General features: G+C 73.5%; 14 protein-coding genes and 1 pseudogene. 7 read left to right on the plus strand and 8 right to left on the minus strand.

Annotation, left to right across the window (positions count from 1 at the left end):
- Positions 1 to 235: pseudogene (locus Q0195_RS12460) on the plus strand (hypothetical protein); the annotation flags it as partial.
- On the opposite strand, the gene Q0195_RS12465 reads toward Q0195_RS12460, so the two are convergent.
- Positions 232 to 819, minus strand: coding sequence for a hypothetical protein (locus Q0195_RS12465; RefSeq protein WP_299279043.1), 588 nt, complete (start codon positions 817 to 819; stop codon positions 232 to 234). The pseudogene Q0195_RS12460 and the gene Q0195_RS12465 sit on opposite strands and share 4 nt — an antisense overlap.
- Before the next feature lie 128 nt (positions 820 to 947).
- On the opposite strand from Q0195_RS12465, the gene Q0195_RS12470 reads away from it, so the two are divergent.
- Positions 948 to 5,822 (plus strand): NAD-glutamate dehydrogenase, encoded by a 4,875-nt coding sequence (locus Q0195_RS12470; RefSeq protein ID WP_299279045.1) that lies wholly within the window; start codon positions 948 to 950, stop codon positions 5,820 to 5,822.
- Between the two features lie 10 nt (positions 5,823 to 5,832).
- Here Q0195_RS12470 and Q0195_RS12475 read toward each other — a convergent pair whose 3' ends face one another.
- Positions 5,833 to 7,167, minus strand: a complete 1,335-nt coding sequence (locus Q0195_RS12475; RefSeq protein WP_299279046.1) for an aromatic amino acid lyase — start codon at positions 7,165 to 7,167, stop codon at positions 5,833 to 5,835.
- Positions 7,164 to 8,327, minus strand: a complete 1,164-nt coding sequence (locus Q0195_RS12480) for a hypothetical protein (RefSeq protein WP_299279048.1) — start codon at positions 8,325 to 8,327, stop codon at positions 7,164 to 7,166. Before Q0195_RS12480 ends, Q0195_RS12475 begins: the two co-directional genes overlap by 4 nt.
- Before the next feature lie 93 nt (positions 8,328 to 8,420).
- On the opposite strand from Q0195_RS12480, the gene Q0195_RS12485 reads away from it, so the two are divergent.
- Positions 8,421 to 9,791 carry an alpha-amylase family protein gene (locus Q0195_RS12485; protein ID WP_299279050.1) on the plus strand — a complete coding sequence of 457 codons (1,371 nt, stop codon included), beginning with the start codon at positions 8,421 to 8,423 and terminating at the stop codon, positions 9,789 to 9,791.
- Between the two features lie 54 nt (positions 9,792 to 9,845).
- Here Q0195_RS12485 and Q0195_RS12490 read toward each other — a convergent pair whose 3' ends face one another.
- Positions 9,846 to 11,021 carry a glycosyltransferase family 4 protein gene (locus Q0195_RS12490; RefSeq protein ID WP_299279051.1) on the minus strand — a complete coding sequence of 392 codons (1,176 nt, stop codon included), beginning with the start codon at positions 11,019 to 11,021 and terminating at the stop codon, positions 9,846 to 9,848.
- A 305-nt stretch (positions 11,022 to 11,326) separates the two neighbouring features.
- On the opposite strand from Q0195_RS12490, the gene Q0195_RS12495 reads away from it, so the two are divergent.
- Positions 11,327 to 11,848: a dirigent protein gene (locus Q0195_RS12495; RefSeq protein ID WP_299279053.1), complete on the plus strand. Its 522-nt coding sequence runs from the start codon at positions 11,327 to 11,329 to the stop codon at positions 11,846 to 11,848.
- Positions 11,849 to 11,852: 4 nt separating this feature from the next.
- On the opposite strand, the gene Q0195_RS12500 is transcribed toward Q0195_RS12495, so the two are convergent.
- From Q0195_RS12500 to Q0195_RS12510, 3 genes are read right to left on the minus strand one after another with little or no spacing between them, the layout of a single operon-like run.
- Positions 11,853 to 12,440 carry a methylated-DNA--[protein]-cysteine S-methyltransferase gene (locus Q0195_RS12500; RefSeq protein WP_299279055.1) on the minus strand — a complete coding sequence of 196 codons (588 nt, stop codon included), beginning with the start codon at positions 12,438 to 12,440 and terminating at the stop codon, positions 11,853 to 11,855.
- The gene (locus tag Q0195_RS12505; protein ID WP_299279064.1) at positions 12,437 to 12,931 is read right to left on the minus strand and encodes a sigma-70 family RNA polymerase sigma factor; all 495 of its coding nucleotides are present in this window, start codon (positions 12,929 to 12,931) and stop codon (positions 12,437 to 12,439) included. The genes Q0195_RS12500 and Q0195_RS12505 overlap by 4 nt, the downstream gene beginning before the upstream one ends.
- Before the next feature lie 36 nt (positions 12,932 to 12,967).
- Positions 12,968 to 14,929, minus strand: a complete 1,962-nt coding sequence (locus tag Q0195_RS12510; protein ID WP_299279057.1) for a phospholipid carrier-dependent glycosyltransferase — start codon at positions 14,927 to 14,929, stop codon at positions 12,968 to 12,970.
- Between the two features lie 102 nt (positions 14,930 to 15,031).
- Between Q0195_RS12510 and rsmI the strand changes: the two genes are divergently transcribed.
- The gene (gene rsmI / locus Q0195_RS12515) at positions 15,032 to 15,889 is read left to right on the plus strand and encodes a 16S rRNA (cytidine(1402)-2'-O)-methyltransferase (RefSeq protein ID WP_299279066.1); all 858 of its coding nucleotides are present in this window, start codon (positions 15,032 to 15,034) and stop codon (positions 15,887 to 15,889) included.
- 180 nt (positions 15,890 to 16,069) lie between these two features.
- Here the strand turns inward: rsmI and Q0195_RS12520 are convergent, their stop codons facing one another.
- Positions 16,070 to 16,561, minus strand: a complete 492-nt coding sequence (locus Q0195_RS12520; protein WP_299279059.1) for a universal stress protein — start codon at positions 16,559 to 16,561, stop codon at positions 16,070 to 16,072.
- Positions 16,562 to 16,617: 56 nt separating this feature from the next.
- Between Q0195_RS12520 and Q0195_RS12525 the strand changes: the two genes are divergently transcribed.
- Positions 16,618 to 17,190 (plus strand): isochorismatase family protein, encoded by a 573-nt coding sequence (locus tag Q0195_RS12525; protein ID WP_299279061.1) that lies wholly within the window; start codon positions 16,618 to 16,620, stop codon positions 17,188 to 17,190.
- A 337-nt stretch (positions 17,191 to 17,527) separates the two neighbouring features.
- On the plus strand, positions 17,528 to 18,433 hold a 906-nt coding region (locus tag Q0195_RS12530), incomplete at its 3' end, for a class I tRNA ligase family protein (RefSeq protein ID WP_299279062.1).

An 18,433-nucleotide genomic window follows, 5' to 3' on the forward strand; every position in this document is an offset into this window, starting at 1 on the left:
GACCACGCTCGGTCGGTCGCTGCTCGCGGGCACCGGGTGCGCGATCGGGCTCGTCGTCGCGGGGCAGGTCGGCGCCCTGACCGGTGTCCGCGGCTGGGTCCCGTTCGCCGCCCCGGTCCTGTGGGCCACCGGCCACGACGTGACGGTCGCGCAGCTGGGGCTCACCGCGGTGCTTGCTGCGGCCTGTGCCGCCGCCACGAGCACGACGTGGGCGCGGCTCCAGCTGGACCGCTAGCTGCGGCGGTGCTGCTGCTCCCGCTCGTCCAGGCGGCGCCGCAGCCCGAGGCCGATGAAGTCGTAGTCGTCGGGCTGGTGGCCCAGCCGCTCACGCAGCCGCCACCGGGCCAGGCACAGGGCGGCGAGGTCGTAGTCCTCGAACGGCGGCCCCTGCTCGTGCCGCAGGATGCCCCGGGTGTACCAGCCCAGGGCGCGTCGCTCGTCCCCCACCTCGAGCCAGGTCTGCCCCATGTACTCGTAGGTCGCCCCACCCTCCGGGCGGCTCCGGCGCAGGTCCCGGTCCCAGCGCAGGGCCTCCTCCCGCTCCCCCCGCTGCAGCAGGAGCGTCACCAGGTGGGCGCGAGGGTCGGGCACGGCCGTGCCGTCGGCGGCGGCCGCGCGGCGGTACAGCTCCAGGGCGGCGTCGACGTCGTCGGCCAGCTCGAGCTGCTCGCCCGCCCGGGTGAGCAGCTCCCGGGGGCTCAGCGCGTCGTCGGGATGAGGCTCCTCGGCCCAGGCGACGAGGCGGTCGGCCAGCTGCCGGTGACCGGCGCCGGAGAGCTCCAGCTCCTCGGCGTCCTCGGGAGTGATCGGGCTGCGCACCGGGCCGAGTCTAGGTGGTGCCGCTCCGGCGCGTGGGACCGTGCGGACGCCGGTACGTTGGGTACGCACGCCGGGCATGATGGCGGCACCAGGCAGCTGCCACGCCTCGACGAGGAGGGAGCGGAGTGATGACCCCGGACGCCCGCAGCGAGCGCCTGGACGCCGCCGTCGCGACCGTCGACCACGGACCGGCTGCCGCGGCCGAGCTGCGGACCTTCCTCGAGCACTACTACGCCGACCTGGCCACCGAGGACCTCCTCGCCCAGCGCCCCGAGGACCTCCTCGGTGCCGCCGTCTCCCACCGCGAGCTGGCCCGGCGTCGCCGACCCGGCACGACCCTCGTGCGGGTGAGCACCCCGACGGTGGAGAGCGACGGGTGGTCCACCGGCCACTCCGTGGTCGAGATCGTCACCGACGACATGCGCTTCCTCGTCGACTCGGTCACCGCCGAGCTGCACCTGCAGGACCGGCCGGTGCACCTGACCGTGCACCCCCAGCTCAGCGTCCGCCGCGGCGAGGACGGCGAGCTGCGCCAGATCCGGGCCGCCGACGACCCGGACGCCGATCCCAGCGCGGTGCGCGAGTCGTGGATCCAGGTCCAGATCGGCCAGGAGAGCGACCCGGCGGCCCGGGCGGCGCTCGCGGACCGGCTGCAGGAGGTCCTCGCCGACGTGCGGGCCGCCGTCACCGACTGGCAGGCGATGGCCGAGCGGGCCACCGCCATCGCCGGCGAGCTCAGCACCTCCCCGCCCGTCGGCGTGCCCGCCGACGAGGCCGCCCAGGGCGCCGCCCTGCTCGAGTGGCTGGCCGACGGCGAGTTCGTCTTCATCGGGTACCGCGAGTACCGCCTCGCCGACCACGACCCCGACGACGGCGAGCAGCACCCGGAGCGGGCAGTGCTCGAGCCGGTCCCCGGCACCGGCCTGGGCATCCTGCGGGAGGACCGGCCCGGCGCACACCCGCCGCGGCCCACCGTGCTCACCGGCCGCGTCGCGCAGAAGGCCACCGAGCCACGGCTGCTCATCATCACCAAGGCCAACTCGCGCTCCACCGTCCACCGGCCGCTCTACCTCGACTACGTCGGGGTCAAGGTCTTCGACGACTCCGGCACCGTCACCGGGGAGCGACGGTTCCTCGGCCTGTTCGCCTCCAGCGCCTACTCCGCCTCGGTCTCCCACGTCCCGTACGTCGCGGAGAAGGTCGAGCGGGTGCTGGACGCCTCCGGCTACCCCCGCAACAGCCACCTCGGGCGCGACCTCCTCGAGGTACTGGAGACCTATCCGCGCGACGAGCTCTTCGCCACCGACGTCGAACGGCTCACCGAGATCGCGCTGTCCGTCGTCCACCTCCACGAGCGGCCCCGCACCCGCCTGTTCCTGCGCGACGACGACTACGCCCGCTACGTCTCCTGCCTCGTCTACCTCCCGCGGGACCGCTACAACACCGCGGTGCGCCACCGCATGGAGCGGCTCCTGCTCGAGGCGTTCGACGGCGCGAGCGTGGAGCACAGCACCCGCGTCTCCCGGTCCGTGCTGGCCATGGTGCACTTCGTCGTGCGGCTGCCCGCCGGTGTGCCGCTGCCGGCCGTCGACCTCAAGGCGCTGGAGCGGCGGCTCGTGGACGCCACCCGCACCTGGGAGGAGGACCTCGCCGACGCCGCCCGCGACGAGCTCGGGGAGGAACGCGGCAGCCGGCTCGTCAGCCTGTTCCGCGACGCCTTCCCGGCCGCCTACAAGGAGCGCTTCTCCGCGCGGGTCGCGGTGGCCGACCTCGTCCAGCTCGACGGCCTGGAGCCGGGGAAGGTGCGGCTCAACCTCTACCAGCCCGTCGGCGGCGACGCCGGGGAGCGCCGGCTCAAGGTCTACCTGTACGAACCCGTCTCGCTCACCGCGATCCTGCCGATCTTCCACCACCTCGGCGTCGAGGTCACCGACCAGCGGCCCTACGAGCTGTGGCGCTCCGACGGCACCGCCTGCCGCGTGCTCGACTTCGGGCTGCGCGCGGCGAGCGACGAGCTGTGGACCCACGACCCCGGGGTGCGCGACCGCTTCCACGACGCCCTCGACGCCGTCTGGCGGGGGGTGGCCGAGAGCGACCAGCTCGGGGGGCTCGTCCTACGCGCCGGCCTCGACTGGCGCCAGGTGTCCGTGCTGCGCGCCGTCGGTGCCTACCTCCAGCAGAGCGGCTGGCCCTACTCCCGCGCCTACACCGAGGAGGCCCTGCTCGCGCACGCCGAGATCGCCGCCTCGCTCGTCCGCCTCTTCGAGACGCGGTTCGACCCGGTCCGCCACGACGGTGTGGCGGACGCGGAGCGGGCCGCCGCGGAGCGGGAGGTCACCGACCTCCTCACCGAGCAGCTCGACGCCGTCTCCAGCCTCGACCACGACCGCATCCTGCGCGCCTTCGTCGACGTCATCCGCGCCACGGTGCGCACCAACCACTACCGTCCGAGCACCGACCCCACCCGCCCGCTCGCGCTCAAGCTCCGGCCCCGCGAGCTCACGCTGCTGCCCGAGCCCCGCCCGGAGTACGAGATCTGGGTGTCCGGACCCACCGTCGCGGGGGTGCACCTGCGGTTCGGCGCGGTGGCCCGCGGCGGGCTGCGCTGGTCGGACCGCCGCGAGGACTTCCGCACCGAGGTGCTCGGCCTGGTCAAGGCGCAGACGGTGAAGAACGCCATCATCGTCCCCACCGGCGCGAAGGGCGGCTTCGTCGCCAAGCGGCTGCCCGACCCCGCCGTGGATCGCTCCGCGTGGCTCGCCGCCGGGGAGGACGCCTACCGCCAGTTCGTCGGCGCGCTGCTCGACGTCACCGACAACCGCGTCTCCGGGCGGGTCGAGCCGCCGCCGCAGACGGTGCGCCACGACGGCGACGACCCCTACCTCGTCGTCGCCGCCGACAAGGGCACGGCCGCCTTCTCCGACGTCGCCAACGCGGTGGCCCGGGAGCGGGAGTTCTGGCTCGACGACGCCTTCGCCTCCGGCGGGTCGGCGGGGTACGACCACAAGGCGATGGGCATCACCGCCCGCGGTGCGTGGGAGTCGGTGCGTCGCCACTTCCGCGAGATGGGCCGCGACACCCAGACCGAGGACATCACCGTCGTCGGCATCGGCGACATGAGCGGCGACGTCTTCGGCAACGGGATGCTGCTGTCCGAGCACATCCGCCTCGTCGCCGCCTTCGACCACCGGCACGTGTTCCTCGACCCCGACCCCGACCCCGCGACGTCCTTCGCGGAGCGCCGCCGCCTCTTCGAGCTGCCCCGCTCCTCCTGGGCGGACTACGACACCTCCCTCATCAGTGAGGGCGGCGGGGTGCACCCGCGCACCGCCAAGTCCGTGGAGGTCACCCCGCAGGTGCGTGCCGCGCTCGGGCTGGACGACGACGTCACCGCGCTCACCCCGGCCGAGCTCATCAGCGCCGTCCTGCGTGCGCCGGTCGACCTGCTGTGGAACGGCGGGATCGGCACCTACGTCAAGGCCGCCGACGAGTCCCACTCGAGCATCGGTGACCGGGCGAACGACGCGATCCGCGTCGACGGCGCCGAGCTGCGCTGCCGGGTGGTGGGCGAGGGCGGCAACCTCGGCTTCAGCCAGCTCGGCCGGATCGAGGCCGCCCTCGCGGGCGTGCGGATCAACACCGACGCCATCGACAACTCCGCCGGGGTGGACAGCTCGGACCACGAGGTCAACATCAAGATCATGCTCACCGGCCTCATCCGGGACGGCGAGCTCACCCGCAAGCAGCGCGACGAGCTCCTCGTCGCGATGACCGACGACGTCGCCGCCCAGGTGCTGCGCCACAACTACGAGCAGAACGTCCTCATCGGCAACGCCCGCCACCTCGACACCCGGATGGTGGGTGAGCACCAGCGCCTCATGGCCGCCCTCGAACGCACCGCCGGCCTGGACCGGGGGTTGGAGTTCCTCCCCACCGACGCCCAGCTCGACGCCCGCGCCCGGGACGGCCGCGGGCTCACCTCCCCCGAGTTCGCGGTGCTCATCGCCTACACCAAGCTCTCGCTCAAGGACGAGCTGGCCGACGCGCGGGTGGTCGACGACCCGTGGCTGCGGCGCTACCTGCACCGCTACTTCCCGCCGGCGCTGCGCGAGCGGTTCCCCGACGCGATCGACCAGCACCCGCTGCGGCGGCAGATCATCGTCAACGAGCTCGCCAACGCCGTCGTCAACCGGGGCGGGGTGACCTACGTCCACCGCGCCACCGACGAGACCGGAGCGCCGGTCGAGCAGGTCGCCCGCGTGTTCGTCATCTGCCGCGACATCTTCGACGTCCCGGCCTTCCTCGACCGGGTCGAGGCGCTGGACAACCGGGTGGGGACCGAGGTCCAGTGGCGCATGTCCCTCGAGGTGCGGCGCCTGCTCGACCGCTCTGCCCGCTGGTTCCTGAAGAACCGCCCCGCCGGGTTGGGCATCGGCGAGGAGGTCGAACGCTACGCCCCGGCGGTGCGTGAGCACGCCGGCGACCTGCCCGACCTCGTCAGCGGGGCGGAGCGGGAGCGGGTGGCGCGCGAGGTCGGCGAGCTGCGCGAGGCCGGGGTGCCCGAGGACCTCGCGGTGCACGCGGCGATGCTGCGCTACCACGTCAGCCTCCTCGACGCCGTCGAGCTGGCCGAGCGGACCGGGGAGTCGGTGGCGATGGCGCTCGCGGTGAGCTTCGCGGTCGCCGACCATCTCGGCATCGACCGGCTCCACGCCCTCGTCGGTCCGCTGCCCAAGGAGGAGCGGTGGGACGCGCTGGCCCGCAGTGCGCTGCGCGACGACCTGCACGCCGTGCGCCGCGTGCTCACCGCCGCCGTCCTCGGCGCCACCGACCCGGAGCAGCCCGCAGCCGACCGGATGGCGGCGTGGCTGGAGACCAACGCCGCCGCCGTCGACCGCTCCCGCCGGGCGTTCGAGTCCATCGAGCAGCTGCCCCGCCCCGGGCTCGCCGCGCTGTCCGTCGCGCTCGGCTACCTGCGCACTGCGGCGGTGAGCGCCCCCTGACAGGGGATGGTCACGGGTGCGCTGCGCGGGGCTCGTCGCGGCGAGGTGTCAGTGCACTGCCGGCTCGGGCGAGCACCGCGCGCAGCCGACGGTGCTCCGATTCGGTCAGCCCCGGCCGGCCGAGGAAGATCTCGACGAGGCGGTCGGTGACCGGCCCTGCGGCGTCAGCCACCGGGAGGTCGTGGTCGGCGACCAGCTGCGCCCACACGACGGCCAGCGCGCCCAGCCGGGCGACGTGGCTGTGGAGCGTCTGCGCGTGGAGCAAGGTCATGTCCCGGACGTCCTCCACCCCGCGAGAGTCCTGCCCCGAGTAGCGGCGCGGTGCTCCGGACGCGCCGACGACCTGCTCGAGGACTGCCTGGGCCGCCTTGGGCGGCTGGACCGGTGCTCGGGTGGGGTCGCGCCGCTCGAGGGCGGCGCACACGTGCTCGATGAGCCGTTGCCAGTGCCCCGCGACCACGGCAGCGAGCTCGACGGCGGCCGCGAGGTCCAGGGCCAGCCGGAAGTCGAGGAAGGAGGACTGGCTCAGCGGCCGGGCTGTGCCGGAACTCGTCGACCACAGCGGGTTCGCCGACGGGCGCGCCAGGCGTCGCTCGACGGAGTCCCCGAGCCGGTCGACCGTCGAGACGACGACGTCGAGCACGGGTCGGCTGTCACGCAGGCTCACCGGTGCTTGGCCGGTGAAGTCGAGGGGCTCTGCGGACGGCTGCGGGTGGAGGTCGTCCAGCGGGCCGGTGGGTGTCGGTCGCGCGCAGTACGGGAGCCATGCATCGAGAAAGGTGCCGACCTGCTCGACCAGCGCGATGACGGCGGCGATGCTGAAGCCGGTCGAGACGAAGCTCCCGTTGATGAGCGCGATGAGGTCACCGGGATGGCGGAGCAGGTCCGGGGCGGTGGTCGTGCGCAGGTCGTGCACCAGCCAGGCGGCGGGGATGACGTCCCCTGAGCCGTACGACGTCGTCCAGCCGCCCAGGACGGGCGCCGTGGAGCGGGTGGCGGCGTCGAGGAGGGCGCGGTACGTGGCGCCGTGGACACCCGAACCGCCGTGGTGGAGCTGCTCGAGCTTCGTGGCGACGAGCAGCGTGCGCAGCTCCGGGGGAGCGGGCCACGACGGCTCGACCAGGTGCGCGCCGAGTACCTGTACCTGCTCCTCCGCCGCCATGGTCCCGCTGTCGAGGTGTCCCAGCAGCGTGGTGAAGCCGTAGGCGTGTCCGGTGCCCGCGGCGATGAACTCCTCGATGGCGCGGCGCTCGGTGTCGACGCGGTGGGTGGCCTCGACCCAGCGGTCGGCCGGACGTCGCTCGACGAGGGAGCGGGCCACCCGGGTGAGCGCAGGTCTCGTCATGTCCTTCTCCTCGCGACGACGAGCAGTGCGGCGACCAGGACGAGCCCGGCCGTCCCGAGCACGAGGGTGTCGGAGCTCGTGCTGCGCAGCCAGGCGAACAGGCCCACACCGGCGCCCGGGACGGTGTCGACGGGGCCCGAGTAGGCCGTGGAGATCGCCGCGAGGACGATCTCGACGAAGGTCAGCAGACCGAGGACGAACAGCACCGCCTCCACGGTGGACTGGTAGCGCCGTTCGAACCGCTCCCGCTTCCTGCTCACGACGTCGTGGGCGTCGGCGATGCGGCGCCCGACGCGCGCCATGACGTCCTCGTACTGCCACGCTTCGAGGATGGCCAGGGCGGTGGTGCGCCGGACCCCCTGGACGTTGAGGAAGAGGTCGTCGGCAGCGGCGTGGTGCTGGGCGAGGGCAGTCCACTCTGCCTCGACCGCGCGCTGCACGCGGCGCAGCTCCCGCGCTCGGACCCGGGCGTGGGGGGTGCGGAAGCCGCGGACGATGTCGAGCGAGCGGCGGCTGAGCATGTCGACCTGGTGCCACAGGTACTGGGCGTCGACCAGGCCGCGGACCACCTCGCCCCGTGCGCCGTCGTCGAGGAGCGACCAGCCGGTCACGGCCCCGTTGCCCCACCCGCCGATGACCGCGGTCTCGGATGAGCCGTTGAGCGGACGCCGCACGGTCTCTGCGCCGAGCCAGCCGGCCGGTGGCTCACTCAGTGCGTAGCGCCCCACCCACGCCACCGACTCCCGGGTGCAGCCGAGGACGTCGACCGCCACCCGAGTGGCGAGCTCCGTGAGGTCGGCCTCGAGGAGCTCGAGCTCGACGCCGCCGATCGGTTCCGGTGCCGCAGAGCGCACCTCGCACTCGACGGTGAGCACCGTGGTGCCGTCGATCTCGGCGAGCCACGTCCGGTTTGCGACCATGTCGAAGCCGCTCGGGCCGGGCGGCGGGACGGCGTCCGGGGCGGGAGGTTGCGCGACGAGGCGGTAGGCCAGCGACTGGGCGCGTGTCGACGACCGTGAGACGAAGCGGGTCGGCTGGACCGGGGCGGCCGGCTCCGGTGACCCGGGCGGGTTGCCGGTCTCCACGGGGGTGACGAGCAGGAAGTGGTGTGTGGCGGGTGGTCGCGCGGTCGTCACCGTGCGGGGCGGCTCGGGTGCCATCGTCTCACTTTCGCTCGGGTCGCGAGGACCCACGTCGTCGTTGGTGACAGGCTAGATGCTGTCAGCTGCACGATGGGGTCGCGGAGGGGAGACATGGCGGAACGGGCCCACACGCCGGACTGGGTGCGGCACGCCGTCTTCTGGCACGTGTACCCGCTGGGCTTCCTCGGTGCCGAGCGCACCCGTGAGGAGCTGGGCGTCGAGGTGCGCCACCGCCTGCCCGGGCTCCTGCCGTGGCTCGACCACGCCGCCCGGCTCGGGGCGTCCGCGCTGCTCCTCGGTCCTGTCTTCGAGTCGCGCACCCACGGCTACGACACGACCGACCACCTACGCGTCGATGCCCGGCTCGGCGACACGAGCGACCTCCTCGCCGTCGTCGAGGCGGCGCGTGCCCGCGGGCTGCGGGTGGTGCTGGACGGCGTGTTCAACCACGTCGGGCAGGACTTCGAGATGTACCGCCGGGCGCTCGCCGAGGGACCCGCCTCACCGGCCGCCCGCTGGTTCCGGCTGCACTGGCCCGACCCGGACGCCCCGGACGGCGGCGGCGCCCCGACCCACGACGACTTCGAGGGGCACGCGGCGCTCGTCGCCCTGAACCACGACGAGCCGCAGGTCGCCGACTACGTCGCCCACGTCATGACCTACTGGCTGGACCGCGGGGTGGACGGCTGGCGTCTCGACGCCGCGTACGCGGTCCCGCCCGCGTTCTGGCGCCCGGTGCTCGAGCGGGTGCGGGAACGGCACCCCGAGGCCTACGTCGTCGGTGAGGTGATCCACGGCGACTACACCGGCATCGTCGCCGAGTCGGGGATGGACGCCGTCACCCAGTACGAGCTGTGGAAGGCGGTCTGGAGCTCGCTCAACGACCGCAACTTCTGGGAGCTCGAGCACGCGCTCGGGCGGCACGCCACGTTCTGCCGGGACTTCGCGCCGCTGACCTTCGTGGGCAACCACGACGTCACCCGCATCGCCAGCCGGCTCACCGACCCGCGGCACCTCGACCACGCGCTCGCCGTCCTCCTCACCGTGCCCGGCACACCGTGCGTCTACGCCGGCGACGAGCTGGGCCTCACCGGGGTCAAGGAGGAGCGCGAGGGCGGCGACGACGCCGTCCGTCCGGCGTTCCCGGCGGACCCGGCCGACCTCGCGGGAACGGGGGAGGCGGTGCTGCGCCGCCACCAGGAGCTCATCGGCCTGCGTCGGCGTCACCCGTGGCTGCACGACGCCACGCTCGAGGTGCTCCACGTCTCCGACCCGCTGCTCTGCTACGTCGTGCGGTCCGGTGAGGGAGCCCTCGTCGTCGTCCTGAGCACGGACGACGACGAGGTCTCCTGGCAGCTGCCGGCGGCTGCTCACCGGTCGGGGGAGGGCCCGGCCGTGCCGGCCGGCACCGGCACGCTCGCCGATGCCGGCCGCACCGTTGTCCTGCCACCCCACGGCTGGGCCGTGGTCGCTCCCGGGTGAGGGGCGCGCAGGGCCGGACCCGGCCCCGCGGAGAACCCCACGTGCGTGCTGCGGTCAGAGGCGGGTGGTGTCGGCGGCCTGGTCGACCATGGTCGAGCCCTTGAGCGCGGCGAGGCGCTCGCCGCGGACCGGCTTGGGCATCGGCTGGGTCCCGACGCGCGTCGTGCGGCGCTGGGCCACCCCCGGGGCGATCGCCGTACGGGCGCGCTCGACGACCTTCCGGTACAGCCGCTCGTACCCCTCGGCCATGGCCTCCGGGGTGAACCGGTCGAGCACCTCCTGCCGGCAGCGGGCCGGGTCGATCGCGTCGACGGCGTCGATCGCGGCAGGCAGCTCGTCCAGCTCGCGGCGTAGGTAGCCGGTGACACCGTCGGTGACGATCTCCGGGGCGGCGCCGCGCGGCATCGTGACGACCGGCGTGCCGGAGACCAGCGCCTCGATCATCACCATGCCGAACGGTTCCTCCCACTGGAGGGGGAAGACCAGCGCGCGGGCAGAGGCCAGGGCCTCACGCTTGTCCTCGCCGCCGATCTCGCCCAGCCACTCGACGTCGGGCCCGAGCCGCGGGGCGATCTCCGCCTCGAAGTAGGCCTTCTCGGCCGGCTCGCTGCACTTGGCCGCGAGCTTGATCGGGCGGCCGGCGGCGCGGGCCGCCTCGATGGCCAGGTGCATGCCCTTGTCCGGGGTGCACCGGCCGAGGAAGAGGACCCAGTCCTCCTTCTCCTCGCGGTAGGTGAAGTCCGCCGGGTCCAGCGCGTTGTACACCGTGCCGACCCAGTTGAGGTGGGGGGCGAAACCGCGCTGGGCGTCGGAGATGGCGATGAGGTGGGTGGTGTCGCCGATGTGCCGGTAGTAGCGGCCGGGCTCGCCCTGCACGGGGCCGTGGACGGTGGCGACCGTGGGGATCTTGCGGCCGCGCGCCTGCAGCGGGCCGAGCAGCGTGTGGTCGTGGACGATGTCGACGTCCAGCCCCTCGAGGATCTCGGCGGTGGCGGCCGCGTGGACGGCCTCCGGCAGCGGCTCGCCCAGGCGGGCGAACTGGGGGTCGGCGTACGTCCGGCGGAAGCGGGCCTTCGTCCCGTTGCGGCCGGCACCGATGAGGGTGACCTCGTGCCCCCGGTCGACGAGGGCGTCGATGAGCTTGGCGACGACGAGCTCGATACCGCCGTAACCGCGCGGCGGGAGCTCGTAGAAGGGTGGCGCCACCTGGGCGATGCGCAGTGACTCCACGTAGGCACTCCTTTCTCGAGGCCACGGCCACCGCGCGCAGTCGGCGCTCAGCCGTGGCACGTGGGTTTGCGTTGCCTTCGCAACCTTGAGAAGGGAACACCAAGAGTTTAGCCCACCCGACTCAACTCTTGAGAGAAAGGTGGCCGACCCCACCTATCGACAAATGACGAGGAATCCGCTCTGACGTGCGATAAGCAGCGAGCGGTGCCCGGTCGTCCCAGGACCTTGACCCGCCCCACCGCACCGGAGAACCATTGCCCCTGCCCACACCTGCGTGGGTCGGGCGACCGAGCCAGGGAGCTGTCATGCGCACATCACTGAGCACCGCCGTGGTCACCGGGATCAGTGCCCTCGCCATCGCCGGCACGGCCGTCGCCGTCGGGTCGGCCGACCACGACCGCCACGGCGGCCGCCGGCACACCCTGGAGTTCGACACCCGGCTGTCGGACTTCTTCTTCCAGGACTTCGGGCCGGACGGGGTACGGGAGGTCACCTCCGTCCAGGACCCGCTGCTCAGCCCGAGCACAGGGGACCGCAACGTCTTCGAGGACACCCTGCTCCGCGACGGGGAGGAGGTCGGCGCAGGCAGCGGCTCGTGCCTCGTCACCGACGTCGACCTGACGGCCGGCGTCTTCACGCTCCAGTGCGACCTCACCTACGAGCTGCCCGGCGGGCAGGTCGCCGTCCAGGGCCGCACGACGAACGCACCGGAGAAGCACCTCGCGATCGTCGGCGGCACCGGCCGCTACGTCGGCGCGGCCGGGGAGGTCGTCTTCACCGAGCACGGCGACGGTACGGGCACCGTCGTCCTGCGGTTCCGGAGGTGAGCCCTCAGGCCGCGCGCTCGAGGTCGAGCAGCAGCGCCTTCGCCTGGAGCCCGCCGAGGTAGCCGCCCAGGCTGCCGTCGCTGCGCAGCACCCGGTGGCAGGGCACGACGATCGGCAGGGGGTTGGTCGCGCACGCCGTGCCGACGGCACGGACCGCGCGCGGGCTTCCGACGTGCCCGGCGACCTGGGCGTAGCTCTCGGTGTGCCCGTACTCGATGGTGCGCAGGTGCTCGAGCACCGTGCGGCGGAAGCCCCGGGTCAGGGTGAGGTCGACCGGGAGGTCGAACCGGGTGCGGGCGCCGGCGAAGTACTCCGTGAGCTGGCGGGCGGCGTCGTCCAGGCGGTCCGGGGCGTGCAGGACGCGCGGGCTGAGCCGGGCCGCGAGGTCGGCCAGCACCCGGTCGTGGTCCTCGTCGGCAAAGGCGACCCGGACCAGGCCCCGCGGCGAGGCGGCGAGGAGCAGCCGCCCGAGCGGGGTCTCGACGTGCCGGTAGGCCACGTCGAGGAGACCCTCGCGGGCGGCGTCGACGGCGAGCCGGGAGCGCAGCCGCTCGAGCGAGGCGGCGGGCTCCGGGGGGAACAGAGTGGTCATGGTCGGTCTCCGGTGGTGAGCGCGCCGTAGCGGCGACGCAGGGTCTTCAAGCCGTCCGCGGCGGCGCGGCGGGCGGCGTCGGTGCTGTTGCCGAGGATGGCGGCGACCTCGGCGAAGGGCAGGCCGGCGAGGTAGTGGTAGGCGATCGCCCGACGCTGCTTGTCGGGCAGCGCCGCGACCGCGTACCACACGTCGGCCGGCTCCTCACCGGGCTGGACGCCGCCGGCGCGGCGGTCGGGCAGCCCGTCGGTGGGGACCGGGCGCCTCGTGCGGGTGCGCAGGAGGTCGATCGCCTTGCGGTGGGCGATGGTGACCAGCCACGCCTCGAGGTTCGCGTCGGCGTCGAGGTCGGGGTAGGCGCGCAGCGCCGCCAGGAAGGTCTCGGACCAGGCGTCGTCGGCGTCGTCCGGGCCGACGACGGCGCGACACACCCGCAGCACCGTGGCGCCGTGCGTGGTCACGACCTGCTCGAAGGGCGGTTTGGTCATCATCACCCCGTAGACGTTCGTGACCGGGCGGACGTGAGATCAGATCCAGGAGCCCAGCCACATGTGCGAGCGCCACACCTCGTAGGGCACGGTGGCACCGGTCCACAGCGGCCAGAAGTAGACGAACGCGGCGAGGGCCGCCAGGCAGACGACCGCGAGCAGCAGGTGTCCCGCGCGGCCGGCCGGTGCGTCGTCGGTGCCGTCCGGCGGCGCGTCGCGGTCGGTCCCGCCCGGTCGAGCCGGCGGTGCGTGGTCGTGGTGTCCGCCGGCCGGAACTGCCGGTGCGTGGTCGTGGGTCCCGGCGGGCGGGGCCGTCGGTCCGAGCACGGAGCGTGCGGCCGGGCCGCCGGCACTCGAGACGAGCGCCGGGACGCCGGCGCCGGCAGCGCGCCGAGTGAGCGCACCGTCGGCGGCGGGGACGAGGACAGCCTCGTCGGCGGCACCGGGGACGGGGACCTCACCCGGCCGGCGCGCGGGGCGGGGGTGGGGCGGGAGCAGGCCGCCGACCCATGCCACGGCGAGGACGATGGTGAGCGCCACATAGGGGGCGAGGGCGATCGCGTAGAAGGTGAAGATCGTGCGGTGCGCGTAGGCGAACCACGGCAGGTAGGTGGCGGCATACCCGGCCAGCGCCACCCAGGCCCGCCAGTCGCGGCGGACCACGGCCATCCACAGCACGACGGCGAGCGCAGCCAGTCCCACCCACCACACCACCGGGTTGCCGACCGAGGTGATGGCCTGGACGCACCGGTCGGCGGTGCAGCCGTCCGTCACCTGGCCCTCCCAGTAGAAGGACGTGGGGCGCAGCTGGAGGATCCACCCGGCGGGGTGGGCCTCGTAGGTGTGCTCGGAGTCCAGCCCGTTATGGAAGTGCCAGGCGCGCAGGTGGTACTCCCACAGCGAGTTGAGCGGGTTCGGCAGCCAGGCCCGGTCGACCGTGCCGTGCGTGGCGATCTGGTCCTCCGCCCAGGTGCGCAGGTAGGCCCCGCGGTTGGCGAACCAGGAGAACCACCCGGCGACGTAGGTCACCGCCGCGACCGGGACGAGCGCGACGAAGGCGGGCACCCCGCCGCGGAACACCCCGGCGCCGAACCACAACCGCACGCCCACCGCCCGGCGGGCGCAGATGTCCCAGACGACCACCATGATCCCGAAGACGGCCAGCGCGTAGATCGCCGACCACTTCACCCCGCCGCCCAGACCGAGCAGCACCCCGGCGAGGACGAGCCACCACCGCACCCCGGTGCGGGGCCCCCAGGGGTCGGACAGGGTGCCGTCCCCCCGTTCGACGAGGTCGGCGGCACACGCCCGGGCCAACCGGCGGCGGTACTGCTCGCGGTCGAGGAGCACCGCGGCGAGTGCGGCGACGACGAAGAACCCGAGGAAGACGTCGAGCAGCCCGATGCGTGAGCCGGTGAAGTGCAGCCCGTCCACCGCGAGGAGCAGCCCGGCGGCCATGCCGAGCAGCGTCGAGCCGGTGAGGCGGCGGGTGATGCGGGCGAGGACGAGGACGGTCGCCGCCCCGGCGATAGCCGCCGAGAAGCGCCAGCCGGCCCCGTTGTCCGCCCCGAAGAGCCGGATCCCGATGGCGATGAGCCACTTGCCGATCTGCGGGTGGACGACGTAGTCCGCCTCGGTCGACAGGTCGGAGAAGTCGCCCTCACGGAAGCGGTCGTTGACCTCCTCGCCCTCCCACTCCCCCTCGTAGCCGAGGGTGAGCAGCGAGTAGGCCTGCTTGACGTAGTACGTCTCGTCGAAGATCAGCCGGGTGGGATGGTCGAGGTTCACCAGGCGGAGCACGGCGGCGACCGCCGTGACGAGGAGCGGGCCGAGCCAGCCCCACAGCCGGTCGGTGGGCCCCGGGCGCAGCAGGCGCGCGCGCAGGTCCGCCTCGACCTCGTCCACCGAGCGACGGTCGGCCGGCCGACGATCCGGGGTGGTCGTCGCGTCCTCGGGAGTGCCGACCGGGGCGTGGTCGGTGTCGGGTCGCGGCGCTGTCACGCTCGTGAGTGTAGGTGTCCCCGTCACCAGGTGGTCCAGACTGGAGGGGTGAGCGACGAGGTGGAGCGGCCCGGCCCGGCGGACGAGCCGGGGCGGGAGGGGGTGGCCGTCGGCGGCTCGCCGTGGCGCGGCGAGGGCGGGCAGATCGTGCTCGCCGCGACGCCGATCGGTGACGCGGGTGACGCCCCGCCGCGGCTGGTGCGGGCCCTGGGGGAGGCCGACGTCGTCGCCGCCGAGGACACCCGCCGGCTCGTCGCGCTCGCCCGCCGGCTCGGGGTGTGGGTGCCCGGTGAGCTGGTGAGCTTCCACGAGCACAACGAGCGGGAGCGGGCCCCGTGGCTGGTGGGGCTGGCGGCGGAGGGCAAGCGGGTGCTCGTCGTCTCCGACGCGGGTATGCCGTCCGTCTCCGACCCGGGCTACCGGCTGGTCGGGGCGGCGGTGAAGGAGGACGTGGCGGTGAGCGTGCTGCCCGGGCCGAGCGCCGTGCTCACCGCGTTGGCGGTCTCGGGGCTGGCGACCGACCGGTTCTGCTTCGAGGGCTTCGCACCGCGCCGCCCGGGCGACCGCGACCGGGCCTTCGCGGCGCTCGCGGACGAGCCGCGGACCATGGTGTTCTTCGAGTCACCGCACCGGGTGGCCGAGACGCTCGCCGCCATGGCGCGGGCTTTCGGGCCCGAGCGGCGGGCGGCCGTGTGCCGCGAGCTCACCAAGACTTACGAGGAGGTGCGCCGCGGCCCGCTCGGCGAGCTGGCGGCGTGGGCGCAGGAGGGGGTGCGGGGTGAGGTGACGCTCGTCGTCGCCGGCGCCGAACCGGCTGTCGCCTCGGCCGAGGACCACGTCGCCGAGGTGCTCGAGCGCGCCGCCGCCGGGGAGCGGCTCAAGGACGCCGCCGCGGCCGTCGCGGCCCGCACGGGCCTGAGCAAGCGCGACCTCTACCAGGCCGCCCTCGACGCCCGCTGACCCCCGCCCCACCGAGAGCCGAGTTCTCACAGCGCATCTCCCACCGAGAGCCAGCCAACTCCCCACCGACAGCCCACGTCCCACCGAGAGCGCACTTCTCACCGACAGCTCGGTGGTCCGCCGGCAGCCGTCCCACCGACAGCGCGAGTCCCGTTAAGGACGCCGCCCGCGCCGGCAGGCTCAGCGGACGACGATCACCGGGATCGTCGCCTCCCGGATGGCCGTGGCCGCGGTGGAGCCGAGGAGAAGGCTGGTGATCTTGGACCGGCCGCGCGATCCGACGACGAGGATATCCGCGCCCCGTGCTGCCGCGATGAGAGCCCGGTCGGCGCGGCCGAACACGGTGTGGGCGTGCACCGTGACCTCGGGGTGATCTGCGGCGGCGGCCTCGGCGCGGCGTCGGGTCGCGGCGAGGGTGGCGTCCTGGAACTCGACGACGGACGGCGTCACGCCGAAGGGCACGTCGTCGGGGCGGACCGCCGTCGGGATGGTCCACGCTCGCAGCACGTGGAGGTCGGTACCCCGTCGGGCCGCCTCCGCGGCGGCGTAGCGCATCGCCTCGAAGGCGGCGTGCGAGCCGTCGTCCCCCACCAGCACACCACCGTCGAGGTCCACGGAGGTGTTGATCCCCGCCATGGTCCAGCTGGTCTGCGTCCCGCCTTCGTCGGCCATGTCCCTACCTTATTGCTACGTGGGACCATAAGGGTGTCGAGAACGAGGGAGGAGCCATGGAGCGTCGGGCACTGCTCGTCGTCGATGTCCAGCCGACCTTCTGCGAGGGAGGTGCGCTGCCCGTCGCCGGGGGCAACGACGTCGCCCGGGCGATCGCCGAGTACGCCGCCGCGAACCGGGATCGCTACGACCTGGTCGTGACCACCCAGGACTGGCACATCGATCCGGGACGTCACTTCGCGACGCCCCCGGAGGAACCGGACTTCGTGGACACCTGGCCGCCGCACGGTGTCGCAGGCACCGAGGAGGCCGAGCTCCACCCCGCGCTCGCGGACCTGGTGCCGGACGCCTCGGTGAAGAAGGGCCAGTACGCCGCCGCCTACTCCGGGTTCGAGGGCACCGACGAGGACGGCCGCACCCTGGAGCAGATCCTCCAGGGGGTGACGGCGGTGGACGTCGTCGGGCTGGCGGAGTCGCATTGCGTCAAGGAGACCGCGCTTGACGCCGTGCGTCTGGGAATGTCGGCCCGGGTGCTTAGCGACCTCACGGCCCCGGTGACCCCGGAGCAGGGCGAGCGCGCCCGTGAGCAGCTGCGCGCCGCCGGCGTGGAGATCGTCCCCTCCCGCTGACCACCTGCCGGAGCCGAGCGCACCGAGGGGGATCCCCGGCGAACGCTGAGCTCTCGGTGAGACGTGGGCACTCGATGGCAGGTGCGGCGTCGCTGAGAAGTGAGCTGTCGGTGAGAAGTGAACTGTCGGTGGGCAGTGCGCTGTCGGTGACAGGTGGGCTGTCGGTGACAGGTGGGCTGTCGGTGAGAAGTGGGCTGTCGGTGGGAAGTGGGCTGTCGGTGAGAGGTGGGCACGCGGTGACAGGTGGGGTGCGGTGACGCCCGGGCCCGGGTTGCCCGTGGAGTGGGGGAGGCGCGAGGTGGGGGAGGCAGCGGCGCGGCACAACTAGGCTGGCCCCATGACGAGCATTCTCTCGGCGGTGGCCTGGCCCTACGCCAGCGGCCCCCGGCACATCGGGCACGTGGCCGGCTTCGGCGTTCCCTCCGACGTCTTCTCCCGCTACATGCGGATGAAGGGCCACGACGTCCTCATGGTGTCCGGCACCGACGAGCACGGCACCCCGATCCTCGTCGCGGCCGACGCCGCCGGCGTCTCCGCCCGGGAGCTCGCCGACCGCAACAACCGGCTCATCGTCGAGGACCTCGCCGCGCTCGGCCTGTCCTACGACCTGTTCACCCGGACGACGACGCGCAACCACTACGCCGTGGTGCAGGAGATGTTCCGCGTCGTCCACGAGAACGGCTACATGGTCGAGCGCACGACGAAGGGCGCGATCTCCCCGTCCACCGGCCGCACCCTGCCCGACCGGTACATCGAGGGCACCTGCCCGATCTGCGACTACCCGGGCGCCCGCGGCGACCAGTGCGACAACTGCGGCAACCAGCTCGACCCGACCGACCTCATCGACCCGCGCTCGCGGATCGACGGCGAGACCCCGGAGTTCGTCGAGACCCAGCACTTCTTCCTCGACCTGCCCGCCCTGGCGGAGAAGCTCGGCGAGTGGCTCGACGAGCGCGAGGCGTCGGGCACCTGGCGGCCCAACGTCATCCGCTTCTCGAAGAACATCCTCGCCGACATCAAGCCGCGGGCGATGACCCGCGACATCGACTGGGGCATCCCGGTCCCGCTCGACGGCTGGCGCGACCTGCCCACCAAGCGGCTCTACGTGTGGTTCGACGCCGTCATCGGCTACCTGTCCGCGTCCATCGAGTGGGCCCGCCGCACCGGCGACCCGGACGCCTGGCGCCGGTGGTGGAACGACCCGGAGGCGCTGTCCTACTACTTCATGGGCAAGGACAACATC

The organism is uncultured Georgenia sp. (genome assembly GCF_937958535.1).
Lineage (GTDB): Bacteria > Actinomycetota > Actinomycetes > Actinomycetales > Actinomycetaceae > Oceanitalea.

Coding starts and splice junctions, on each gene's coding strand:
- Q0195_RS12525 (WP_299279061.1), top strand. CDS start 16,618: ATGGAGCGTCGGGCACTGCTCGTCGTCGATGTCCAGCCGACCTTCTGC.
- Q0195_RS12485 (WP_299279050.1), top strand. CDS start 8,421: ATGGCGGAACGGGCCCACACGCCGGACTGGGTGCGGCACGCCGTCTTC.
- Q0195_RS12475 (WP_299279046.1), bottom strand. CDS start 7,167: ATGACGAGACCTGCGCTCACCCGGGTGGCCCGCTCCCTCGTCGAGCGA.
- Q0195_RS12470 (WP_299279045.1), top strand. CDS start 948: ATGACCCCGGACGCCCGCAGCGAGCGCCTGGACGCCGCCGTCGCGACC.
- Q0195_RS12500 (WP_299279055.1), bottom strand. CDS start 12,440: ATGACCACTCTGTTCCCCCCGGAGCCCGCCGCCTCGCTCGAGCGGCTG.
- Q0195_RS12495 (WP_299279053.1), top strand. CDS start 11,327: ATGCGCACATCACTGAGCACCGCCGTGGTCACCGGGATCAGTGCCCTC.
- Q0195_RS12520 (WP_299279059.1), bottom strand. CDS start 16,561: ATGGCCGACGAAGGCGGGACGCAGACCAGCTGGACCATGGCGGGGATC.
- Q0195_RS12505 (WP_299279064.1), bottom strand. CDS start 12,931: ATGATGACCAAACCGCCCTTCGAGCAGGTCGTGACCACGCACGGCGCC.
- Q0195_RS12480 (WP_299279048.1), bottom strand. CDS start 8,327: ATGGCACCCGAGCCGCCCCGCACGGTGACGACCGCGCGACCACCCGCC.